The 7,035-nt window shown below is 36.9% G+C and carries 5 protein-coding genes and 2 pseudogenes; all 7 read right to left on the bottom strand.

Annotation, left to right across the window (positions count from 1 at the left end; translation table 11 throughout):
• Positions 1-828: IS256 family transposase (locus tag Wcon_RS07060; protein ID WP_114516781.1), on the bottom strand; the 828-nt coding region annotated here is incomplete at its 3' end.
• Positions 829-897: 69 nt separating this feature from the next.
• A pseudogene (locus Wcon_RS07055) lies at positions 898-1,725 on the bottom strand (phage tail sheath subtilisin-like domain-containing protein); the annotation flags it as partial.
• 33 nt (positions 1,726-1,758) lie between these two features.
• Entirely contained in the window at positions 1,759-2,316 is a 558-nt protein-coding gene (locus Wcon_RS07050) for a hypothetical protein (RefSeq protein ID WP_114517706.1), read from the bottom strand.
• Between the two features lie 10 nt (positions 2,317-2,326).
• The gene (locus tag Wcon_RS07045) at positions 2,327-3,838 is read right to left on the bottom strand and encodes a hypothetical protein (RefSeq protein ID WP_114517705.1); all 1,512 of its coding nucleotides are present in this window, start codon (positions 3,836-3,838) and stop codon (positions 2,327-2,329) included.
• Complete coding sequence (locus Wcon_RS07040) at positions 3,835-4,020, bottom strand: hypothetical protein (protein ID WP_114517704.1); 186 nt, start codon at positions 4,018-4,020, stop codon at positions 3,835-3,837. The genes Wcon_RS07045 and Wcon_RS07040 overlap by 4 nt, the downstream gene beginning before the upstream one ends.
• A gap of 4 nt (positions 4,021-4,024) precedes the next feature.
• Positions 4,025-5,209, bottom strand: a complete 1,185-nt coding sequence (locus tag Wcon_RS07035) for a hypothetical protein (RefSeq protein WP_114517703.1) — start codon at positions 5,207-5,209, stop codon at positions 4,025-4,027.
• A 10-nt stretch (positions 5,210-5,219) separates the two neighbouring features.
• Positions 5,220-7,035: pseudogene (locus Wcon_RS07030) on the bottom strand (DUF4815 domain-containing protein); the annotation flags it as partial.

The following is a 7,035-nucleotide window of genomic DNA, read 5'->3' as shown; positions in this document are numbered from 1 at the left end:
ACTGGATACATATTTCAGAGAATTTCTTATTTGGTGTACTATACATAGCTGCACTTCTGCACTGGGAAATACACTGTTGATGGCTGCAGGAAAGCTTTTTAGCCCATCTACACATGCAATCAGAATATCTTCTACTCCTCTTTCTTTGAGGTTATTTAGCACTTCCAACCAAAAGTTAGCTCCTTCACTTTCAGCCAAATAAAAGCCCAGGACTTCTTTTCTGCCATTTTGGTCTATGCCCAATATATTGTACATACATTTACTTACGCAATGTCCATCCTCCTTGACCTTAAAGAACATCCCATCCATAAATACTATCGGGTATACTGATTGCAGTGGACGACTACGCCATTCATTGATTATAGGCAGTAATTTGTCGGTAATACTTGATATCTCTGCTACCGATATTTTGTGATCATAAATTTCCTCAACGTGTGACGCTATATCTCTATAGCTCATACCACTGGCAAATGTGCTCAAAATCTTCGTTTCAAGCTCTGGATGTAAGCTTGTTTGCCTTTTTTTGACTATTTGCGGCTCAAAACTTCCTTCTCTATCTCTTGGCGTTAACAGCTCAAATGAACCTGCACTTGTACGTAAAGTCTTTCCATTCCTCCCATTTCTGCGATTATTTTCTTCACTTTCAGCTAATAAATGGTTTTCTATTTCACCTTCTAGACTCGCCTCCAGCAGCTTTTTTATAAATGGTGTTAATGCTCCCTCCTTTCCTGTCAACGGTCTTCCTTCTCGTATAGACGACAGGATATTTGTTTCCAACTCTTTATAATCTACCAATCCGTTAGTTCTGTTTACTACTTTTTGACTCATTGTCAAACCTCCATTTTTTTATATCAATTTATTACTTTTTTTCGGTTTGACACACTTTTTTGAACATTCCCCATTTTGATGAATTATCGTTGTTACCTCATTTTCATTCAAGTGGTTTGCTCTACAATTTATATTACCGAGCGTAAAATCAATAGGCCTGCTTGTTCCAACAATACCATTTATCTCTTTGTTTGAAGGCGAATGCCAAAATCCTTGTTCGCTATCTACTTTTGCTATTAAACCAGCTACAAATGGGCTAGATGGCAAAGTTTCTTCTTTTCCTTCAATAAATACCTTAACCCACGGATCAACTACGTAAACTCTTGAGCTGCCTACACTTTTTCTCCATTTTATTACTTCTTCATCATTAGTATTTGGCCCATCTGCTACTATTATGCTTCTCAGCTTTTCTGCTATAGAAATTAATGCTGCAACTACTGGATTTTTGCCATCTTCTGGTAGTTGGTGAGTAAATTGAGGTGCAATGAGTATTCTTGGAGCAACATGAACTATGCTTTCACTACTGAGGAATGCTTGAATCCCTTGATACTCTCCAGTCTCTTTATCAACACCGCCAATTATATTCTTCAGCGTCTCTTCTTCTTTTAATTTTGGATCGCTGTTTTCACTTTCTTCAACTCGAATAACTACTACTGTTGCACCAATTTGGGAAAATATTCCGTTTACTGCTGAGAAAAGAGTTCCACTCCTTCCAAGTTTTGCTGCTTCTTTTAAGCTTCCTGCAATTAACACTGGTTTATTTAGCGGAAACTTTTGCTCATCAGCTTCAGGTGCAGTACCGATTACTCCTATCACTGATGATTTAGCTGTGCGTACTGTTCTTGCTCCTGAGGTAACCTCAATAACATTTACACCATGTAAAAATTGTTCTGTCATTTTTTTTCTTGTACGCTGATTTTTGAAAAGAATTTAACTTTCTTGCATTTTTTGTTTACAATCATCTAGCAAAGTTTGCAGTTCTTCTTTATTTTTAGCTTCACCGATTTCCCTTTCAGCTATATCCGTCAATTCTTCACATTTAATTATTGCTTTTACTGCTTTTTTCACTTTTTCCTCAATTATTCTTGCCATTTCAATAACCGTAATACCACGTACTTTTGCTAAAGGCTCTATAATTTCTGCATCTTTTTCATCTATAGATTCTGGTGCTGCTAGAATGCTTTTTGCGGCTTTCGCTTGAATCTCATAAGATTTAGCTTTTTGGTGAGAATGACCTGCGTATTGGTGAGTATGATTATCATAATAGAAACGCATACTATCAAATGTACAAAGCTTCGCATTATCCAGTAACTCCTTTTGTATATCTTCTTTAGTACGCTGAGCAATTTCTCCTCCTTCTGTTAAACAATAACTTTTTTGCCAATCAAAATTCTTTGGCGCTTCATACCAATCATTTCCTGTTGGCTTGTTTTCAAGTGTTGTTGTTTCAATCTGCTTGTGGTTTTCAAAACGTATATAAATAGTCACAAATTCCTCCTCATTGCCATATTTGATCAGTTCGTTCTAATCCTGGACATTGCCAAGCTTTTAGCGTTCTCTCCACATCTACTTCAAGTCCTGTAGTTAGAACATTGCTACGTATGTTATAAATCCCCCACTGAATAAATTGACCATAGTTGTGTACATAATTTGATGCAAGCATACCTTGACTAACTTGTGTTCTGGAATACAGGTAAGATGATGTGTAAAGTAATATTGCAACTGTTTTTCCTGCTGGAATCTCCACATTACCAGATCCAGCTAATTTGCTATCAGAACTCGTGTATTGGTAAACATTTTTCCATATTATTCTTGAAATTCTTGATTTATTAGAATTGGTATTATCTGGTGTTCCCACAAATAGTCCTGCACCCCCATACTCCGTACTAGAGTATGATGATCCAACAAATTCTATTGTTTTATTTATGTTCACATTTGTTGTATTTTTTATAAATACTACTCCAAGTGCAGCATATGGGTAATAGTATATCTCATCATAACTACCCGAAAAACTTTTTGTGCATAACTCTCCGTAAATAAATGTTCCTTTACTTCCCTCTATAAAACTTAGTTGTCTTGGCCGATAAAAACTAACATAGCTTGTATCATATGTGTGAGTACCTGCTAGTAGTTGTAGCATATAGTCTGTTTTTGTTACATCACTACTCCACTGACCAAGCTCAGTTGTAAAAGTTCCGTGGCCAAAGTAATTATTTTTTCTACTTAGTACACCAAATAAAAAAGGTAATGCTCCAGGTTCAACCATATTCCTCTTTTTCACTTCTTTCATAATTGATGAACTGCTAGGCACATCATTGATGGAGTTGAATTTGGTTGTGAGTGCTCTTAGCTGACTTTCCCTAATTTTTATCTCGTTTGTAAGGGATGCTTTTAATTGCTCATCTCGAGTTTCTATTTCTCCTATAATTGATGAACCATCTGGCACATCATTTACAGCACGAAAATCTTCTACTAAACCTTTAAGACCATCTTTATGACTGTTACTAATGCTATTTATTGCTGCAATATTTGCATTCTTTCTCGTGTCAAGTAGCGATACGTATGAATCTGATGACGCTTTTAAAGTACTCAAGGAATTAGTCTTTAGCGTGTTGATTTCATTGACAGATTGTGTCTTTGCTTCAGTTATCGCCGATATTGAATTTTCCTTATTGGTATTTATCTCATTCAAATGTGATCTTGCAGCGCTCAAGAGTTCTTTCAACTTTTCATCTGTCATGTATACAATTTCAGACACTGCACTCTTATCTACTATTGATTCCAATGCTTTAGCAAGATATGCAAGCTGATCTGGAGTGCTGTTTGCTACTAAATCCTTAAGTCTCTTTTGTAGTACATCAATTATTTCTTTTATTTTAGTCATTTGCACAATGTCAGCAATAGCTTTTTTATCTGCTATCAACTCCAGCGATTTTGCAAGATATGCCAGTTGATCAGGTGTGCTGTTTGCTGCTAAATCCTTTATCCTTTGGTATATTGCTTCTTTCATTCCCAAAAATTCAAAAAAGTTTCAAATCTAAATCGTTCAAAATTATTTTTAAGTTCACCTTCTCTTTCACTCATATCTTCATCTATCTTTTCTATGGCTCTGCGTATACGTACTACATCTTCTACAGCTATGTTCTCTGGATGCGGCAAAGGATATCCTCTGCTTGTTTTATCATCTGACATTCTTCTATGTGACAATGATTCGTAGATTTTTGACTTTAGGACGATAAACAACCGTTCCACTTAAAACCAATTTTATCCTTGTCTCATTAGCATTAAAGTTCGTCAGTACGTGGACTCTCTCTACCCAATTTTCTCCGATTGGTTTTCCTGATGTTAAATTTACTAATTGCCATTCTCCCACGTTTTTCTCTACATAAGTTTTAATGTCTGCAGTGCCAGGTATTAACGCATCATAGGTAATTGTTATCTTAGTGTTAGAACCTGCTGTAATACTTCTTGTAACATAATCTCCGGACTCTGAAAGATTACCCATAACTAGCTGTAACCCAGGATAGAGAACAGGACTTTTTTCTCGCTCTCCTTTTAGGCTTGCTTTTACCGTTAGCTCTCCAGATAGTCTTTCACGCAGCGCAAGCGGCAAGTTATTAGACAAAAAGTTTTCTCTTCCCTCTTCATCTGTTAAGATAAATTCTACATTAGTATTAAATGCTACTTTTTCGACGTTCGTCAAAACAATTAAATCTGATACATTATTTGCAGTAACTTTACCCAGATCAATAATGTGAGAAACTTCGCTAAATTTTGCAGCTAGTAATCGAAACGTTAAATCTAAATTTTGATGTGGAGTCCAGGTACTTGCATTGCTAGACGACATTAATACTCCTACTTGATATGGCTGACTCGTTACCCAGCGGCTATTTACTGCATCATATTTGCCAAGTTCTGCTATTTTTACTGCAGTATCTGCATCATCAGTGAGTAGCACTATTGCATACTCTTGTTCTGCATGGCAAAACACTGGTGACCACTCTATACGTGTTGCTGTGCCATCTATCTTTATATCTTTTGGCTCAATATAACTTTCAGCAATGACAGTCTGCGAGGGCATTCCCACTGCTGTTTCTCTAATCTGCACAACAACACGTTTTTTGCCGCTATTTGTGAACCATAAATCTAGACCTCCTATGTGCCTACTCTCATTCAGAGTAAATGTTTGCGCTAAAGGATCAACTCTTCTTGCTGCGATAACTCTTCTTCTTTCCTCTATGGTAATTGTTTTTTTACCAGTATAAGTTGCTTCTCCATAACTTCCCTTATCCCCGTAAAATTGCACTAATTTAGTACCGGCTGGAATATTTGCCGGTATCTTCACCTTTCCCTTTAATTTTCCCTGGTTGTTAGCTTCCACTTTCTTTCCTCTATGCTATAGGTGTAATAGAAATGCCATCAAATTTTATCTCTTTAAGCTTCTCATTTGGCTCAAAACCTTCAATCTCAAAATCTTGTACTGCTTCTCTCATAAATTCAGCTTCATGCGTACTACTTGACAGAAGCTCTGTTGTTTCTCTAGTATTAAATTCTCTCGTCACTGGACTTTTCCACACTGTCTTTACCTCTGTCCAGTGATCTGTATTCTTGGTGATTGTAACTTTTGCAGGTATCGGATCAAATGCCTGATAAGGATTTATCTTCATCTCTTTGGTCTGTAAAAGCTGCTCCAGTACCGGCTCAAGTTTATAAGGTAAAAGATAAGGTTCTTTACCTCTTTCAACATCAATAATTTCCACGTCTATCGGCAAAATTAGTTCCTTGTTTACTATTGCTGCAAACTGAACAATTCCTTGATCACGCATATCATCATCAAAGAAGGGATCAACAAATACTCCTTTTTTGGCTGTCGGATCCCTTGAATTTGCATCACTGCGTAGACGTTCCTCTGCAACCAGCGCATAAAGATCATTTATTCCTTTTTTCATTGCTTCAAGCTCATTCATCGGTACAGCATGAATAGCATTATTCACTATTTTTACCCCTTCGCCTTTTTTCCACGTCTGATGAATGTAGCAGAGCAAAAGTTGTCCGCTAGGTGCTTTAGGCATCGATGGTCGCCAAGGGTGAGCTATGCCTTTTATTCTTCTTACTACTCCTTTGCTATCGATAGTAATTAAATCAAAGCGGGGCATTTTCCAGGTGTAATCAATCAGAACCAAGCTGTTATCAACTGCACCTCTTACTTTACATCCCTCTTCATTTATATCTTCAGGGCTTACATGAGTGCGACAGCGGTAGGTTATCAGGTAACTACTCCCAGGAGCTGGTTCTTTGCCAGGTAATGACCAATCAACGTTTCCTGCGTTTAATTTGTAATCTATACTATTTTCATAAATAACATTGCCTTGTTTAATCTGGATAATTTCTAGCACTGCAGAGTCAGGTATCGGATCTACAACTCCAGAGTATGAACCATGGGTAACAGTAATGGTTTTCTGAACAGTGATATCTACTTTTTTGATTTCATTAATTGGAAAATCATTAACTTTTAGTTCCATTACTCTTTGGCTATTTGGCTGAAAAGTATGTGGTTCTGATTCAACTGCTTTTATATCTGGATCTTGATCAAAAGAAACACGAATACTGTGAGGTAACTCAATCTCATAACCATCAACATGAGCTTTGCCCTCATTAATCACAAATATTTTTTCCCCTTTTCGTCTCCTTCTTCTCTCTGCAAACACATTACTTCAAGTCCATTTACAACATAAGAACCATTGGCTTCTTTGTCATAACGAGCAAGAGCGGTAGTTACTATGTTTGCTTGTGGTGGCGGTGAATGTTCTATCAATACTCCATTTTCAATGTTATAAATTGGATAAAATTCTCCTGAAGCATTAGTAGTCACACCCTCAGCTTGATAACTCCAAGTGGTGGAAACTTTAAGCCTTGCTGCCCCTACTTCTTGATAATTACGTGTACCAACTGCAGGATCACGAAGATTTTCATCCTCAAGTTCTGTAATCGTAGATTCTACGTAATAAACGCCTATACGCACTGTGGTACTCAGTGGAATAACAAACTCTTCTTTTTCGACTTTTCTAACTGCTCCACGCAGATAGATTTTTCCTGATTCAAGCGTAACTTTACCAGTTTCTCTATCTATAATACAATTGCTTCCTGTTATAACATCACCATCACGAAACATTGCATCACCTATGCCTTTAAGCTTAGAGAGAGCAT

The organism is Wolbachia endosymbiont of Cylisticus convexus, from assembly GCF_003344345.1.
Note: the sequence above shows the minus strand (reverse complement) of the source record. Positions and strands in the feature narration are given on the sequence as shown.

Excerpts from the sequence above, each read along its gene's own strand:
- Wcon_RS07040 (WP_114517704.1), bottom strand. The coding sequence starts at position 4,020 with ATGTCAGATGATAAAACAAGCAGAGGATATCCTTTGCCGCATCCAGAG.
- Wcon_RS07045 (WP_114517705.1), bottom strand. The coding sequence starts at position 3,838 with ATGAAAGAAGCAATATACCAAAGGATAAAGGATTTAGCAGCAAACAGC.